At 67.5% G+C, this 14,815-nt stretch carries 14 protein-coding genes; 12 read left to right on the top strand and 2 right to left on the bottom strand.

Features of this window, described 5'->3' with window-relative positions; all coding sequences use genetic code 11:
• Positions 1-327 precede the first annotated feature (327 nt).
• The 3 genes from K7G19_RS07065 (at position 328) to K7G19_RS07075 (ending at position 8,410) form a co-directional block, all read left to right on the top strand.
• The gene (locus tag K7G19_RS07065; RefSeq protein ID WP_226106555.1) at positions 328-5,187 is read left to right on the top strand and encodes an NAD-glutamate dehydrogenase; all 4,860 of its coding nucleotides are present in this window, start codon (positions 328-330) and stop codon (positions 5,185-5,187) included.
• Positions 5,188-5,579: 392 nt separating this feature from the next.
• On the top strand, positions 5,580-7,424 hold the full coding sequence (locus tag K7G19_RS07070; RefSeq protein WP_226106556.1) for an FAD-dependent oxidoreductase: 1,845 nt from the start codon (positions 5,580-5,582) through the stop codon (positions 7,422-7,424).
• A complete protein-coding gene (locus K7G19_RS07075; protein ID WP_150082182.1) occupies positions 7,421-8,410 on the top strand; it encodes an aldo/keto reductase in 990 nt (329 codons plus the stop codon). The genes K7G19_RS07070 and K7G19_RS07075 overlap by 4 nt, the downstream gene beginning before the upstream one ends.
• 144 nt (positions 8,411-8,554) lie before the next feature.
• Here the strand turns inward: K7G19_RS07075 and K7G19_RS07080 are convergent, their stop codons facing one another.
• Positions 8,555-8,833 carry a hypothetical protein gene (locus tag K7G19_RS07080; protein ID WP_149319204.1) on the bottom strand — a complete coding sequence of 93 codons (279 nt, stop codon included), beginning with the start codon at positions 8,831-8,833 and terminating at the stop codon, positions 8,555-8,557.
• A gap of 112 nt (positions 8,834-8,945) precedes the next feature.
• Between K7G19_RS07080 and K7G19_RS07085 the strand changes: the two genes are divergently transcribed.
• The 7 genes from K7G19_RS07085 (at position 8,946) to K7G19_RS07115 (ending at position 12,145) form a co-directional block, all read left to right on the top strand.
• Positions 8,946-9,326 carry a YkvA family protein gene (locus K7G19_RS07085; RefSeq protein WP_226106559.1) on the top strand — a complete coding sequence of 127 codons (381 nt, stop codon included), beginning with the start codon at positions 8,946-8,948 and terminating at the stop codon, positions 9,324-9,326.
• A gap of 141 nt (positions 9,327-9,467) precedes the next feature.
• Positions 9,468-9,692, top strand: coding sequence for a DUF2188 domain-containing protein (locus K7G19_RS07090; protein WP_149319205.1), 225 nt, complete (start codon positions 9,468-9,470; stop codon positions 9,690-9,692).
• Positions 9,693-9,726: 34 nt separating this feature from the next.
• Positions 9,727-9,978 (top strand): DUF2188 domain-containing protein, encoded by a 252-nt coding sequence (locus K7G19_RS07095; RefSeq protein ID WP_187829258.1) that lies wholly within the window; start codon positions 9,727-9,729, stop codon positions 9,976-9,978.
• Positions 9,979-10,042: 64 nt separating this feature from the next.
• The gene (locus tag K7G19_RS07100; RefSeq protein ID WP_226106561.1) at positions 10,043-10,321 is read left to right on the top strand and encodes a DUF2188 domain-containing protein; all 279 of its coding nucleotides are present in this window, start codon (positions 10,043-10,045) and stop codon (positions 10,319-10,321) included.
• A gap of 112 nt (positions 10,322-10,433) precedes the next feature.
• Entirely contained in the window at positions 10,434-11,066 is a 633-nt protein-coding gene (locus K7G19_RS07105; protein ID WP_226106563.1) for a sugar O-acetyltransferase, read from the top strand.
• A gap of 34 nt (positions 11,067-11,100) precedes the next feature.
• Positions 11,101-11,652: a GNAT family N-acetyltransferase gene (locus K7G19_RS07110; protein WP_226106565.1), complete on the top strand. Its 552-nt coding sequence runs from the start codon at positions 11,101-11,103 to the stop codon at positions 11,650-11,652.
• 58 nt (positions 11,653-11,710) lie between these two features.
• Complete coding sequence (locus tag K7G19_RS07115) at positions 11,711-12,145, top strand: hypothetical protein (protein ID WP_226106567.1); 435 nt, start codon at positions 11,711-11,713, stop codon at positions 12,143-12,145.
• Positions 12,146-13,410: 1,265 nt separating this feature from the next.
• Here K7G19_RS07115 and K7G19_RS07120 read toward each other — a convergent pair.
• Positions 13,411-13,641, bottom strand: coding sequence for a hypothetical protein (locus K7G19_RS07120; protein WP_149319211.1), 231 nt, complete (start codon positions 13,639-13,641; stop codon positions 13,411-13,413).
• 224 nt (positions 13,642-13,865) lie between these two features.
• On the opposite strand from K7G19_RS07120, the gene K7G19_RS25055 reads away from it, so the two are divergent.
• On the top strand, positions 13,866-14,237 hold the full coding sequence (locus K7G19_RS25055; RefSeq protein WP_322784861.1) for a DUF2188 domain-containing protein: 372 nt from the start codon (positions 13,866-13,868) through the stop codon (positions 14,235-14,237).
• Between the two features lie 303 nt (positions 14,238-14,540).
• Complete coding sequence (locus K7G19_RS07130; protein ID WP_226106568.1) at positions 14,541-14,804, top strand: hypothetical protein; 264 nt, start codon at positions 14,541-14,543, stop codon at positions 14,802-14,804.
• Positions 14,805-14,815: the final 11 nt, after the last annotated feature.

Raw genomic sequence — 14,815 nt, forward strand, 5'->3', positions numbered from 1 at the left:
GATCGGCGGACCGCCCCAGTCGGCGGCGGTCCGCCCACGGTTGGTCTTCCCGCCGTCGCATCACGCTGGCCTCCCTCGCTGGCTTCTCCCGGATGACCTCCTCCGCTGGCCTCCCCCGACTGACGTGACGTCCCCGGCCGGCTTCCCCCCATCTTCTCCGCAGCCCGCTCGCAGCGCCGGCCTGACGCCCTCCCTCCGCTCCCCCCTTTCCCGCCACCTCTGTGTTTTTGCTCTACATTAAGAGCAGGCACCGGCACTCGCCTGCCCGGACGCGGTGCAGCGCATCGCGCCGATGCGACCGGCGGCGGCTTTCCCCAAGGAGAGATCATGCAAGCGGACAGCGAAGAACGCGTCGAACAACGACTGGCCGACCTGGTGGAGTTCGCGCGGGCCCGGCTGCCCGAGGCCACCTTCGCCATCGCCGAACCGCTGCTGCGGCACTACTACGACGTGTCCGACGCCGAGGACCTGGCCGAACGCGATATCGCCGACCTCTACGGCGCCGCGATGGCCCACTGGCAGACCGCCCAGCGCTTTGTGCCGGGCCGCGCGCAGGTCCGCGTCTACAACCCCAATCTCGAGCAGCACGGCTGGCATTCCGACCACACCGTGATCGAGATGGTCAACGACGACATGCCCTTCCTGGTCGACTCGGTGACGATGGAGATCAACCGGCATGGCTTGACGCTGCATTCGGCCTTCCATCCGGTGTTCCGCGTCTGGCGCGGGCAGGACGGCGGCATCGCGCGCATCGCGCTCGGCGGCGACAAGGCGCCCGACCCCGAATCGCGGCTCGAATCGTTCATCCACTTCGAGGTCGATCGCTGCAGCGAACCGGCCCAGCTGGAAGCGCTGCGAGCCGGCATCACGCGCATCCTCGGCGATGTGCGCGCGGCGGTCGAGGACTGGCCCAAGATGCTGGACATCGCGCGCGCCAGCATCGCCGACCTGCAGCGGCTGCCCGGCGGCAACGAGGGCGATACGGCCGAAGCCTGCGCGCTGCTGCAATGGATGGTCGACGACCACTTCTGCTTCCTGGGCCATCGCGACTACCAGCTGGTCGAACAGGATGGCCGCTTCTGGCTGCGCGGCGTGGCGGGCTCGGGCGCGGGCATCCTGCGCGAGAGCCGCCGTGCGCCCACGGCCGAAGAGCTGACGCCGCTGCCGCCCGCCGCCACCAGCATCATCCAGGGCGAGGCGCCGATCTTCCTGACCAAGGCCAACTCGCGCTCGACCGTGCATCGGCCGGGCTATCTGGACTACATCGGCATCAAGCTGCTCGACGCCGAAGGCAAGCTGTTCGGCGAACGGCGCTTTCTCGGGCTCTACACCTCGACGACCTACATGGTGTCGACCAGCGAGATCCCGCTGGTGCGCCGCAAGTGCGCCCATATCCTGGCGCGCGCAGGCTTCCTGCAGCGCGGCCATCTGTACAAGTCGCTGGTCACGATCCTCGAGCAATATCCTCGCGACGAACTGTTCCAGGCCAGCGAGGATGAGCTGTTCGAGATCGCGCTGGGCATCCTGCGGCTGCAGGAGCATCAACGCATCCGGCTGTTCGTGCGGCGCGACCGCTTCGACCGCTTCGTCTCCTGCCTGGTGTTCGTGCCGCGCGACAAGTACAACACCGACCTGCGCCAGCGCATCCAGAAGCTGCTGATGCAGGCGTTCGGCGGCACCAGCTGCGAGTTCACGCCGCAGCTGTCCGAGTCCCCGCTGGCGCGCATTCATCTGACCGTGCGCGGCGAGCCGGGCACGATGCCGGAGGTCGATACGCGCGCGCTGGAGGAACGCATCGTCGCGGCGACGCGCCGCTGGCAGGACGACCTCGCGGTGGCGCTGCTCGACAAGGCCGGCGAGGAACAGGGCAATCGGCTGCTGCGCCGCTATGGCGACTCCTTTCCGGCCGGCTATCGCGAGGACTACCCCGCGCGCACCGCGGTGCGCGATATCGAGCTGATGGAACAGGCGCGCCGGCGCGGCGGCCTGTCGATGAACCTGTACCGGCCGATCGAGGCACCGCCGCGCGCGTTCCGCTTCAAGGTCTATCGCGCCGGCGAGCCGATCGCGCTGTCGCACAGCCTGCCGATGCTCGAGCATCTGGGCGTGCGCGTGCATGAGGAGCGCCCCTACCGGATCGAGCCCGACGAGGGCGCGCCGCTGTGGATCCATGACTTCGGCCTCGAACTGGTCGGCGGCGCCGAACTGGACATGGCGCGCGCCAAGGACCTGTTCGAGGACGCCTTCGCGCGCGCCTGGGATGGCGCGATCGAGAACGACGACCTGAACCGGCTGGTGCTGCTGGCCGAGATGCCGGCACGCGAAGTCACGATCCTGCGCGCCTACGCCAAGTATCTGCGGCAGGTCGGTTCGACCTTCAGCGACGCCTATATCGAGCGCGCGCTGACCGGCAATCCGCGCATCGCGGCGCTGCTGGTGGCGCTGTTCGCCGCCCGTTTCGATCCGGCCATCGACCCAGGTTCCGAGCCGGCGCGTGAGGCGCGCTGCGCGCAGTTGCTGGAGGCGATCGGCGCCGCGCTCGACCAGGTGCCCAATCTCGACGAGGACCGCATCCTGCGGCAGTTCCTCGGCGTGATCCAGGCCACCACGCGCACCAATTGCTTCCGCCAGAGCGCCGACGGCACGCCCCGCCCGTGCCTGTCGTTCAAGCTCGATCCGGCCCGCATCGCCGGCCTGCCCGAACCGCGGCCGATGTTCGAGATCTGGGTCTACTCGCCGCGCGTCGAGGGCGTGCATCTGCGCGGCGGCCGCGTCGCGCGCGGCGGACTGCGCTGGTCCGATCGGCGCGAGGACTTCCGCACCGAGGTGCTGGGGCTGATGAAGGCGCAGATGGTCAAGAACACGGTGATCGTGCCGGTCGGCTCCAAGGGCGGCTTCGTCGTCAAGCGCCCGCCCTCGCCCACCGATCGCGATGCGTGGATGGCCGAAGGGGTGGCCTGCTATCAGACCTTCCTGCGCGGCCTGCTCGATGTCACCGACAACCTCGCCGGCGGCGCGGTGGTGCCGCCACCGCAGGTGGTGCGCCACGATGACGACGACCCCTATCTCGTGGTCGCGGCCGACAAGGGCACCGCCAGCTTCTCCGACTATGCCAATGCGATCTCCGGGGAATACGGCTTCTGGCTCGGCGATGCCTTCGCCTCGGGCGGCTCGGTCGGCTACGACCACAAGAAGATGGCGATCACCGCGCGCGGCGCCTGGGAATCGGTCAAGCGGCATTTCCGCGAGCTCGGCACCGACATCCAGACGACCGACTTCACCGTCGTCGGCATCGGCGACATGTCGGGCGACGTGTTCGGCAACGGCATGCTGCTGTCGCCGCATATCCGGCTGATGGCCGCGTTCGACCACCGCCATATCTTCCTGGACCCGGACCCGAACCCGGCCGTCAGCCTGGAAGAGCGGCGCCGGCTGTTTGCGCTGCCGCGCTCGAGCTGGGCCGACTACGATGCGGGCAAGATCTCGGCCGGCGGCGGCGTGCATCCGCGCAGCGCCAAGACCATCGCGCTGACGCCGCAGGTGCGCGCCGCGCTCGGCATCGACGCCACCGCGCTGACGCCGGCCGAGCTGATCCAGGCAATCCTGACCGCGCCGGTCGACCTGCTGTACAACGGCGGCATCGGCACCTACGTCAAGGCCACCGACGAGACCCACCAGCAGGTCGGCGACCGCGCCAACGACGCCGTGCGCGTCAATGGCGCGGCCCTGCGCTGCAAGGTCGTCGGCGAAGGCGGCAACCTGGGCTTCACGCAGCTCGGCCGCATCGAATACGCGCGCGCCGGCGGCCGCATCCATACCGATGCGATCGACAATTCGGCCGGCGTCGACTGCTCGGATCACGAGGTCAACATCAAGATCCTGCTCGGGCTGGTGGTCGCCGACGGCGAGATGACCGACAAGCAGCGCAACAAGCTGCTGGCCGAGATGACCGACGAAGTCGCGGCGCTGGTGCTGCACGACAACTACTACCAGACCCAGGCGCTGTCGATCGCCAACCGCCGCGCCGCCGAACTGCTCGATATCGAGGCCCGGCTGATGCGCGCGCTCGAGCGCGCGGGCCGGCTCAATCGCGCGCTCGAATTCCTGCCGCCCGACGAGGAGATCGTCGAGCGCAAGGCCGCCGGGCTCGGGCTGACCTCGCCCGAGCGCGCGGTGCTGCTTGCGTACAGCAAGATGTGGCTGTACGACGCGCTGCTCGCCTCCGACGTGCCGGAAGACCCGACGGTGGCCGGCCTGCTGTCCGACTACTTCCCGCAGCCGCTGCGCGTGCGCTACGCCGACACGATGCAGCGGCACCCGCTGCGGCGCGAGATCCTTGCCACCTATCTGACCAACACGCTGGTCAACCGCGTCGGCCCGACCTTCGTGCATCGGATGATGGAGGAGACCGACGCGCGGCCTGCCGATATCGTGCGCGCCTGCCTGACCGCCCGCGATGTGTTCGGGCTGACGGGGCTGTGGCAGGCCATCGATGCGCTCGACAACCGCGTCGCCGACGAGGTGCAGGCCGGCATGTTCGCCGGCCTCGCGCGCTTGCTCGAAGGCGCGACGCTATGGCTGCTGCGGCGCCGCCCGACCAACGGTGCGGCGGCGGGCACGCGTCCCGACTACGCCGCCGCCGCGGTCTGGCTGACGCCGCGGCTGCCGACGCTGCTGGCCGAGCACGAGGCCGCCGCGCTGACCCAGCGGCGCGAGGCGCTGACCGCGCTCGGCATCGACGACGCGCTGGCCCTGCAGGTCGCCGCCGGCGATATCGCGGTCGCCGCGCTCGATATCGCCGAGGTGGCCTCGGGCTGCGAGCGCAGCCTGGCGCAGGTCGCCGACGTGTATTTCGCGCTGGACCGGCATCTGAGCTTCGGCTGGCTGCGCGAACGCGCACAGGCGCTGCCCGCGGATACGCACTGGGATCTGCTGGCCCGCACCACCACGCTCGACGATCTGGACCGCCTCAAGCGCGCGCTGACCGTCAGCGTGCTGCAGCAGGCCGGCCCCAGCGCGCGCGAGGAAGGCGCCGACGGCCTGATCGAGCGCTGGCGCCAGGCCCGTCATGCACCGCTGGAACGCTTCGGCCGCATGCTGGCGGACCAACGCGCCGCCGGTGCCACCGGGCTGTCGATGCTGTCGGTGGCCACGCGCGAGATCGGCATGCTCGAGCACGCGGCCTGAGGCGTCGGGCAGCGGCAGCGCCTGCAACGAGGGAATCGCGCGCGGCGTCGCGCAGGCCATCGCGAATAAGATCGCAAAGACAATTACGCGGGCTTTTGCGCAGGCTATCGCGAAGACAATCGCCAAAACATTTGCGCAGAAAGTCGCCAAGACAATCGCCAAGACAATCGCGAAGGCCATCGCATGCCCCTTCGCACAGGCCCTCGCGCACGCACTACGCTGGCACGCGCTCTTGCGCAGCGCAACACTGCGTGTGGCAACGTACGGACGCTGGCCACCCTGGCCCATAGATTGTGCGTGTCGAACCGGCCCATGCCTCTCGCGCCCCACCCGGGCGCGCGGCAGGCCGTGCCGCGTCATCCCGCGATCGCCAGGCTGCCGGAGAACCTCCCATGGTACTGCGTCCCCCCTCGCACCAAGCGAGCTTGCGTACGACCGTCTGCGTGGTCGGCTCAGGGCCTGCCGGCATCACCTGCGCGATGGAGCTCGCCCGCCGCGGCATCGCCGTGATGCTGGTCGAAAGCGGCGGCGAAACCTTCCAGGACGAAGCGCAGGCGATGTGCGACGCCGAGCTCGCCGATGCGCGCCGCCATGCGACGATGCAGGATGCCGTGCGGCGCGCGTTCGGCGGTACGTCGTGGCTCTGGGGCGGGCGCTGCATCCCCTTCGATCCGATCGACTTCGAGCCGCGCGACTACGCGCCCGGCACCGCCTGGCCGATCCGCTACGAAGAACTGTCGCCGTACTATGCGCGCGCCTGCGAGTACACCAACTGCGGCCAGCCCGCCTTCACGCTCGCTCGCCTCGCCGCCGAATCGGCGAGCCGGCCCATCACCGCGCGCTTCCAGCCTGGCGACGTGATCGCCTCCGATCTGGAGCGCTGGAGCGGCGAACCCAACTTCGCGCGCCGCTATCGCGACTGGTTCGAGCGCGAGCCCACCGTGCAGCTGCTGCTCGGCGCCACCTGTGTCGATATCGAACCCAGCGCGGACCGCGAGCATATCGCGAGCATCGTGGTGGCCCGCGGCGCCGCGCGCACGCGCATCGTCGCCGACCATTTCGTGCTGGCCTGCGGCGGGCTGGAAGCGACGCGCCTGCTGCTGAACGTCAATGCGCGGCACGGCGATCGCCTCGGCAATCGCAGCGGCCTGCTGGGCCGGCACTACATGGGCCACATCTCCGGCAAGATCGCCAGCGTGCGGTTCGATTCGGAGGCGGCGCGCACCATCTACCATTTCGAGCGCGATGCGCAGGGCTTCTATGCGCGGCGGCGCTTCACCGTGCCGGCCCGCGTGCAGCGCGAGCAGCAGTTGCTGAATACCGCGATGTGGCTGGACAACCATCCTCCTGCGGACCCCGCGCACGGCAACGGCATCCTGTCGTTCGCTTACCTGGCGCTGTGCACGCCGGTGATCAGCCGCTATCTGGCGCCGCCGGCGATCGCCAAGCTGGTCGCCAACGCCAGCGCGCGCAAGGACCGCGGCGCCCATGTCCGCAACGTCTGCAAGGACCTCGCCAAGATCGCGACCTTCGTGCCGCCCTTCGTCTATCGGCGCTACTTCGCGCGGCCGCGGCTGCCCGGCTTCTTCCTGCCGAGCCCGAACAATGTCTATGCGCTGCACTACCATGCCGAGCAGTTGCCCTCGCGCGAGAGCCGCGTGACGCTGGCCGACACCGCCGACTGCCACGGCATGCGGCGGCTGCGGATCGATCTGCGCTATCAGCACGCGGACGCCGATTCGGTGGTGCGCTGCCATGCGTTGCTGGACCGGCATCTGCGCAAGACCGGTGCCGGCCGGCTCGAATACTGGATGCCGGAGGCCGAGCGCGTCGACGCGGTGCTGGCGCAGGCCGCCGACGGCTTCCACCAGATCGGCACCGCGCGCATGGCGGCGCACTGGCGCGACGGCGTGGTGGACCCGCGTTGCCGCGTGTTCGGCACCGACAATCTGTACGTCGCCAGCAGCGCGGTATTTCCGTCGTCCGGACAGGCCAATCCGACGCTGACCATCGTCGCGCTGTCGGCGCGTATCGCCGACGACATCGCGGCACAGCTCGCCAGACCGAACGCGAGCGATGCGGCAAGCGATACCGCAAACGATACCGAGAACCGAAACGACGCCCGCATGCCTAACGACATGCCGACCGACGCGACGCCCGTGGCGGATCGGAATCCCCCGTCCGTCGAACCGATCGACGAGCCCGTTGCCGTAGCGACCGCAGGAGCGCCAAGGTGAGTGAGCATTCCCAGGAATTGTCGGGCCGATTGGGTTTCGGTTGTGCTCCCATGCTGGGCCGGGTGGGCAGGAAGGAATCGCTGCGGGCGCTGGCGGTCGCGTATGACAACGGCATCCGTCATTTCGACGTCGCGCGGTCCTACGGTTTTGGGGAAGCCGAGGCGCTGCTCGGCGAGTTCCTCGCCGGCAAGCGCCAGCACGTCACCGTCACCAGCAAGTTCGGCGTGGTGCCCCCGCGCAATACGCGCGCGCTGAGCCTGGCCAAGAGCCTGGCGCGCGGCTGGATCAAGCGCATGCCCGGGGGCCGCCGCATGGTCCATGCCGCCTCGCGTGCCGCGCTGTCGCAGCGCAACTATGAGGTCGGCTATGCGCGCGCGTGCCTGGAGCAATCGCTGCGCCAGTTGCGCAGCGAGCGCATCGATTACTACCTGGTTCACGAACCGCTTTCGCCGGAGGTGCTGACCGACGAGCTGCAGCGCTTCCTCGACGAGGCCCAGCGCGACGGCAAGATCGGCCAGTGGGGCGTGACCATCGATTCGCCGGAGATCAGTGCCACACCGATGGCGCAGCAGGCGCCGGCGTGGCTGTTCGAGGCCAATCTGAACGTGCTCGACCGGCTGCATGCCGGCATGGGCGCAGGGCGACAGCGTTTCCTGTCGCGGCCCTATGGCGGCGGGCCCGACAGCCTGGCGGCCAGCGCCGCCAGCCGGCCGGTGCGGGACGCCGTCAGCAAGCTCGGGCTGGAGGAACTGACCGAACAGGAGCTGGCGATGCACTTCGCGCTGAGCCTCGCCGGCGAGCACGGCATCGTCATCACCTCGATGTTTTCCGAGCAGCATATCCGCGAGAACCTGTCGCTGCTGGACCGGTATCGCGCGCTGGGCGAGCGCGGGCCCGCGCTGGCGCCCACCATTCTGGGCGGCGGTTCGCCCCGCCCTTGCCGCAACGGGCCCTGCACCGATATGCCGGAACACGAGCCGGCATGAGAGGGTGAATTTGCGCTTCGGCTGCGCTTGGGGTCGCTTTGGGGGCGCTTGAGCGGCGGCGCTTGGAAGTGCGCCGAGGTTGCGCCGAGGTTGCGCTGAAGTTGCGCCCGGGTTGCGCTCAGGGTCCGCAGATCGTGACGCCTGTCACGATGCCGGCGCGAATGGATCCGTTGGCGCGGCGGGGTTGTCGGACAGATCGAACTCGTCGCGCACCTTGTCGACCACGGCGCGAATCGCGCGCTCATGGCCGCGCACATGGCCGAAGCCCTGCATATCCCAATTGCGCCCGCGCGCATCGCGCGGATGCGGCTGCGGCACGGGCACCCGCACCTTCAATCCCTCGTCGACGATCTCGTCCAGTCGCTGGATACGCCGGCTTACTTCGTCCTGCAGCGCACGTGCGGGCCGTTCGCGCTTGGCCATGATGTTCTCTCCCGTGACCTCGATCGGGCCATGCTAGCATGCGCGCTGCCGCGCCAACGTGCGCTATCCGCTCCAGCCCCTTCTTTCTCCCGCCATCCGTGCCATCCCCGTCATGCTCGAGACCTTGCGCGCGTGGGCCGGACGACTGCGGCGCGACGTGCTGACGCTGTGGTTCGCCTGCCGCCATCCCGCGACGCCCTGGCTGACCCGCGGCCTGTGCGCGTTGATCGTCGCCTATGCGTTCAGCCCCATCGATCTGATTCCCGACTTCGTGCCGGTGCTCGGCTACCTCGACGAGATCGTCCTGCTGCCCGCGCTGATCTGGTGCGCGCTGCGCACGCTGCCTGCGCCCCTGGCCGACTCCTGCCGCGAGCAGGCCCGCCGGTGGCTCGACGAGCGGCGTGGCAAGCCCCGCAGCTACTGGGGCGCCGCGATGGTGGTGGCCCTGTGGCTGGGGGCGGCGCTGCTTGCATGGCGGTGGTGGCACGGCTGAAGCCCCGCTGCGCCACGCGCCGCCTCCGCGGCCTTTGGCGCGCGCGCCATCCCGCGTCCGCTTACTGTCGGACAGCCACCGATACCAGGCGCCCCGCCCCCGCTCTAGAAAGGAAGAAAGTTCCGATCAAGAGGTGCCACCATGGCAGGACGCAATATCCATGTGACGCCGCATGGCAGCGGCTGGAATGTCAGCCGCGAAGGCGAACCCGTCGCCAGCTCGCATCACGAGACCCAGGAAGAAGCCATCGAGGTCGCCACCGACGCCGCGCGGCGCGACCGTGTCGAATTGCTGGTGCATGGGCGCGACGGGCAGATCCGCATGCGCAACAGCTTCGGCCACGATCCGGCGGCGTCCAAGGGATGACGTAGGACGAACTCGCATACTGAGCGGCATCCCGATGCACTACGATGCAAGTTCCCTCCGCTCTCGACCGAAGACCATGCCTCGCAACTTCGTATTGAAAGCCACCCATACCGGATGGGAATTGACCGTCGAAGGCCAGGCGCAATCGATCCTGCGCTACGACGGCCGCGATGACGCCCTGCAGCTCGCCATGGCCGCCGCCCGGCGGCGCGGCGTGGGCCTGCTGGTCCAGGAGGCCGACGGCGAAATCCGCCGCCTGACCGAACAGGAAAGCCTGGCGGCTTGACCCCCGGCAGCGCGGTGGCCAGGGCCGCCATGCCCCCGCCCGCTGCCGGCAATGGAACACGACCATGAACCGTACCGTCCACGTGCTGCCCGCCGACCGCGGCTGGGCGGTGACCGTCGAAGACACCGACGGCGCCACCTCGCACTACCCTTCGCAGGAAGAAGCCATCGCGGCCGGACGCGAAAAGGCCAGCAAGGACCAGGTCGAACTGGTCATTCACGGGCCGGATGGACAGGTCCAGCAGCGCACGCGCTATGACGGCGGCGATGGCCGTGGCCATGAGGGCGATGCGGACGATGCGGGCGACGGTGGTGCCGACGGCGGTGGCGATGGCGGCGATTGACGGGCGGGCGTGCAGGCCGCAGGCGAACCTGCCTGATCGAATGCCTCTCGGCCAAGTCCGCAACAACGTCCTGCTATGATCGGCCGCGCGACAACGAACCCTCAGCCTACCCATGTCGAGTACCGACACCGATAACACCGAGCACACCGAGCACATCGACCATCGCAGCCAGAAGGAAAGAATGCTTGCCGGCGATCTCTATATCGCCGAAGACCCGGAATTGCAGGCCGCATCGCGCCGCGCGTATCGCCTGTCGCGCGAATACGAGACGCGCTATGCCGTCGACCTCGACAGCGCCCAACAGGTCCTGCATGAAATGCTCGGCGCCGTCGGTCCGGACGTCAATATCAAGCCACCGCTTTACGTCGACTACGGCAAGTACATTACGGTCGGCGCGCGTACCTTCGCCAATTACGGATTGATGGCACTGGACGTCGCGCCGATCACGATCGGTGAAGACGTGCAGATCGGGCCCAATGTGCAATTGCTGACGCCGACACACCCGGTGGATCCGGAATTGCGCCGGCAGAAATACGAAGCCGCCAAACCCATCGTGATCGGCAACAACGTCTGGCTCGGCGGCGGCGCCATCGTGCTGGCGGGCGTCACGATCGGCGAGAACAGCGTGATCGGCGCAGGCGCGGTGGTCACGCGCGATATTCCGCCGAATGTGGTCGCGGCAGGCAATCCGGCGCGCGTGATCCGCGAGATCGCGCAGCCGCCGAACGACGGCGCCGAGGCATGATGCCGTCGAACACTACTAACAGCATGCGCCAGCAATGACGCCGCTGATCCGGGCTGCGACCGGCGGCGACGCGTCATCGCTGCCGGACATCGAACGCTCCGCCGCCGAGCTGTTCAGGACCGTCCCGGCATTGGCATGGATCGCGGACGACGACGTCCTGTCCCCGGAAGTCCACCTTCGCTTCATTGCGGCGGGCACTGAATGGGTCGCGGAGGACGAGAACGGCAAAGTGCGCGGCTTTATCAGCGCCGAGCGATTCGGGCAAGCGCTGCATATCTGGGAACTCGCCGTTCATCGCGATTGCCAGGGCCAGGGCTACGGCCGCGCCCTGGTCTCGCAGGCCATTGCGCATGCACGTCGGCAACGACTGGCGGCCGTCACGCTGACCACATTTCGCGACCTCCCGTGGAACGGGCCGTTCTACGGCCGGCTGGGATTCGACGCGATCGAAGGCGATGCCCTCGATGAACGGCTCACCGCCGTGCTCGAGCAAGAACGCGAACTTGGCTTGCCGGTGCATCTGCGCTGCGCGATGCGGCTCACGCTGGATGCGACTGACGCTGGATGCGTGCCACACCGGCAATGATGCCGCCCCGCCGGCATCGCCGTAGAATCGCCGATATTCGAAACCGATGGGACTTCGTATGGCACGCTCGAACCGACTGCATCGCGCCCTGCTGGCCGCCCTCGTCGCGACGGCCGCTTACCCCACCGCCGCCCAGGACAGCAGCCCATTGACGGACTCGCAACGACAGGCGCTCGACCGCGCCATCGGCACCTTGCGCACGCCCGCGGACCGCAATGTCGCCAGTCAATGGAGCGACGCCAGGAAAGTCGCCGAAGTCATGTGCCGCCCGCTGGCCCTGCAGGAACTGAAGCGCACCGATGCCAAGGTCGATCGCGTATTCCTCGGCGACGACACGCCGCAAAGCCTGAGCTTGAAAGGCAATACCGTACTCGAAGGAAACGGCCAGGCACGCGGCCGCAGCGGTTGGCGCAATTTCACCTTCACCTGCCGGCTCGATCCGCAAACGGCGCGGGCCACGACGTTCGAGGCGACGTTCGAGGGGCGGAAATAATGCTGCGGGTCCGGCGCCGCCGTGTTCGCAACGCGGCCTGTGGAAGCGAACAATAAAAAAGCCCGACGCCATGAAGGCATCGGGCAAATGCAACCGACCAGGAAATAGGCTCGGACGGGACACGGCGACCGGCGCATTGCCGCTGATTGGGGGCAGCGGCGCTGTTGCCGGCCTACGCACCTCGTCCTCGCCTCGCGATACCTTAGTAGCGGCGCGTCACACCTCACACTGAAAACGGGCTCGGTTCTGTAGACAAGCGTCGGCACTGGCAGAAGCGGAAAGCGATGAAGACCCGATCATCGCGAAAAGGACGTGTCCAGGCCGCGCAACGCGGCTCGTCCTTGTTGCCCTGTTGTGCTGCCATTCGTCATCCTTGGCCGCCGTCCGAATTCGCTCAGAGAGCCCGAACGCGTATCGGTGAGCCCGGCGAGCGCGCCCGCTCTCCGAAGCCGAGGGCTCAGCATTCGAATGTGAAAGAAGGAAACTCGAATCCGACAGAAGCTCCTCCGACTGATGGCGTAATGGCTGCCCGGCCCTTTCCAAGGAGGAGATATGCCGTTCTGCAACGACACACGCTATTTCACGCAAGAGGAAGACCCCGCCTACGAGCTCGTCCTCGCGCCCGGCGCGCAAGCCCCGTACTCGGGCATCTACCGATGTGAGGGCTGCGGTTCCAGCGCCATCTCAACCCGCGAACATCCCTTGCCGCCGCAGAACCACCATGTTCATGGGGCACTGCAGGGACACATTCGCTGGCGGCTGATCGCGAGAACGACGCACCCGTAACCCCGATGCCCGCTTTGGGTTGACCGTCAGGCCGGTACCGAGAACGCCCGATGAATTTCATCGGGCGTTTTGTCTTGGCGCCACGCCAGGGCGGCGCTGGGGGATGGCGGGCACCAGGCACCGCCTTCCTCGGATGGCGCACGCCCAATGAAAAAAGCCCGATACCAATGAAGGTATCGGGCAAATGCAACCGACTAGGAAATAGGCTCGGGCGGGACGCGGCGACCGGCGCATTGCCGCTGATGGGGGCAGCGGCATTGTTGCCGGCCTACACATCCCGCCCTTGCCTGCCGATACATTAGTTCGAGGCGGGCACCTCTCATACTGAAAACGGGCGCGGTTCTGTAGACAACCGACGAGCGCATCGCAAGCGCGAAGCCATGATCGTCCGATCCTCGCGAAAGCCTCCCGCGCCTACACAACAAAAAGCCCGCGTGGCTGCGACCACGCGGGCTTTCTTGCACTGCCTCGCCGCGCTTCTACTCGTCTTCCAATGCCGCAATCAAGGCGTCCGCGTACTGAACGGCCCGCTTCGCGGCAGCCTCCACTTCCATTTCTCCCGACATGCTGGTGACCAGTCCCTGCATCGCCATCGCGGCGAAATGCACGCGCTGACTTGTCGACGAGGCAGCGTAGTACGACATGTCGTCGAGACGTTCGACGATCTCTCTCAGATGCTTGACCAGCTCTTGCGAATGGCTTTCGTCCATACGTTCCTCCCTTCAGGGGTTGGGGAGCTGTCATGGTGCCAAGCCGATCGCGAACAAAGAAGCGGGCGGTGACGGGAATCGTCGATACTGGGGCGGAAATCGAAGGTTTGCAGTGCACGTCTTCGGGTCTGCTCCATCCATGAGGCGTGGCAGTGGCACGCCGACGCCTCCGAAGCGGTGCGCAACGACCTCGGCGGAGGACGAGCTGCAACCCTCCGACGGCCATGGACGATGACGAGCGGCGATCAATAAGCCAACAGTCGATGGCCACCTTGCCATTCGCCCGCTCGCTTCCCCGTGTCGGACGTGGCCCGATACCGGTCCCCGATGCCCTCGCGTACAACTCGAACAACATCCCAAAGGAGGCAACCATGGCAGGAAATGTCCACGTCGTGCCGGAAGCCGACGGCAAATGGGCGGTCCGGATTGAAGGCACTGACGGCACCGGCCCGACTTACGAAACCCAACAGGATGCCATTGCATCCGGCACCGAAGCAGCACAGCAGGCAAAGGTCGAGCTGATCATCCACGGCCGCGACGGCCAGATCCGCGAGCGAAACAGCTTCGGCAACCATCCGCGCGACATCAAGGGGTAGACAGGGTCGGGACGCGGCCGGCTTGAAGGGGCTACCCCGCCAAAAGGCAAAAGCCCGCGTAATCTTCCGATTACGCGGGCTTCAATTTGGTCGGGGCGAGAGGATTTGAACCTCCGACCACCTGCACCCCATGCAGCTATTAAATCACCCGCAAACCGTTATGGTACAAGGCTTCGCGGCGATTGCTTCTAACTTCATGCTCAAATCTTAGGCACGGCAGCATGCGGGTTTCCGGCCGGACTGGCGTTCTTAGTTAGAAGGTCGCTATACTGTACATCCATACAGTAGTCAGCCAGCCCAACGATGCCAGCCACCTACCCCGCCAAGTCCATCTTCCTGGAAGTCGAGTTCTTCGGTGACGACCGCGACGAACTGCTGCTGCCCTGCCAAGCCGTGACGGTCGATCGCGGCGCCATCCTCGTGCGCGGCGTCGAGACCCGCCACCTGCACGCCATCCGGTGGATCCCGGACGCCCTGTCCTTCCAGGCCTACGAACGCCATCACCGCTTTCCGGTCGGCCGGCCAGTAGTGCTCGACCAGGAGTCCGCCCGCTTTCCTCTCCTGTGAGGCGCCGCGGC

It is taken from the genome of Cupriavidus sp. DB3 (assembly GCF_020418465.1).
Lineage (GTDB): Bacteria > Pseudomonadota > Gammaproteobacteria > Burkholderiales > Burkholderiaceae > Cupriavidus > Cupriavidus cauae.

Bases quoted from the DNA above. Each gene is read 5' to 3' on its own strand.
- K7G19_RS07065 (WP_226106555.1), top strand. From the start codon at position 328: ATGCAAGCGGACAGCGAAGAACGCGTCGAACAACGACTGGCCGACCTG.
- K7G19_RS07070 (WP_226106556.1), top strand. From the start codon at position 5,580: ATGGTACTGCGTCCCCCCTCGCACCAAGCGAGCTTGCGTACGACCGTC.
- K7G19_RS07080 (WP_149319204.1), bottom strand. From the start codon at position 8,833: ATGGCCAAGCGCGAACGGCCCGCACGTGCGCTGCAGGACGAAGTAAGC.
- K7G19_RS07085 (WP_226106559.1), top strand. From the start codon at position 8,946: ATGCTCGAGACCTTGCGCGCGTGGGCCGGACGACTGCGGCGCGACGTG.
- K7G19_RS07090 (WP_149319205.1), top strand. From the start codon at position 9,468: ATGGCAGGACGCAATATCCATGTGACGCCGCATGGCAGCGGCTGGAAT.
- K7G19_RS07095 (WP_187829258.1), top strand. From the start codon at position 9,727: ATGCACTACGATGCAAGTTCCCTCCGCTCTCGACCGAAGACCATGCCT.
- K7G19_RS07100 (WP_226106561.1), top strand. From the start codon at position 10,043: ATGAACCGTACCGTCCACGTGCTGCCCGCCGACCGCGGCTGGGCGGTG.
- K7G19_RS07105 (WP_226106563.1), top strand. From the start codon at position 10,434: ATGTCGAGTACCGACACCGATAACACCGAGCACACCGAGCACATCGAC.
- K7G19_RS07110 (WP_226106565.1), top strand. From the start codon at position 11,101: ATGACGCCGCTGATCCGGGCTGCGACCGGCGGCGACGCGTCATCGCTG.
- K7G19_RS07115 (WP_226106567.1), top strand. From the start codon at position 11,711: ATGGCACGCTCGAACCGACTGCATCGCGCCCTGCTGGCCGCCCTCGTC.
- K7G19_RS07120 (WP_149319211.1), bottom strand. From the start codon at position 13,641: ATGGACGAAAGCCATTCGCAAGAGCTGGTCAAGCATCTGAGAGAGATC.
- K7G19_RS25055 (WP_322784861.1), top strand. From the start codon at position 13,866: ATGGACGATGACGAGCGGCGATCAATAAGCCAACAGTCGATGGCCACC.
- K7G19_RS07130 (WP_226106568.1), top strand. From the start codon at position 14,541: ATGCCAGCCACCTACCCCGCCAAGTCCATCTTCCTGGAAGTCGAGTTC.